Raw genomic sequence first — 540 nt, forward strand, 5'->3', positions numbered from 1 at the left:
GCCGCCTTTGTGTTTTGCAATAAAGCCCACTCGCGCATGAAGGTCCTGCGCTGGGATAAGCACGGCGTCTGGTTGTGTCTGCGTCGCCTTCACCAAGGCCATTTTATCTGGCCGAAACAGGGTGATGTCGCCTGGATGCTGTCGCCGGCGCAGTTCGACTGGCTGATAAAAGGCGTGGACTGGCAGCGCGTTGACGGCCTGGATTTGGCCCAATGGAAATAAAGATAAAAATGGATTAATACATTGATTTTAAATGACAATAATAATTTATTTTGATAAAATCAATGCATGGATATCGATGCATTGCTGGCCTCACAAAACCCCGATGATCTGCGCTCCCTGGCGTTGAAATTACTCGCGGACCTTGAACAAAAAACATCGGTACTTGAGCAGCAAACGCAAAAAAATCAAACGCAGGCGCAATATATCCAGCAACTGGAAGAAGCGCTAAAAAATGCTCGTCAGTGGCGCTTCGGGCGTAAAAGCGAAGCCTTCCAGGGTGAACAGCGCGGACTGTTCGATGAAGATATCGAGGCCGAC

2 protein-coding genes are annotated in these 540 nt (G+C 49.1%); both read left to right on the forward strand.

Annotated features, from left to right (window positions below; genetic code table 11):
• The coding region (gene tnpB, locus SJI19_RS24730; RefSeq protein ID WP_323480881.1) for an IS66 family insertion sequence element accessory protein TnpB at positions 1-222 on the forward strand (222 nt) is incomplete at its 5' end.
• 66 nt (positions 223-288) lie between these two features.
• Positions 289-540: transposase (locus tag SJI19_RS24735; RefSeq protein ID WP_323480882.1), on the forward strand; the 252-nt coding region annotated here is incomplete at its 3' end.

The sequence above is a fragment of the Acerihabitans sp. TG2 genome, from assembly GCF_035013185.1.
Classification (GTDB): Bacteria; Pseudomonadota; Gammaproteobacteria; order Enterobacterales; family Enterobacteriaceae; genus Acerihabitans.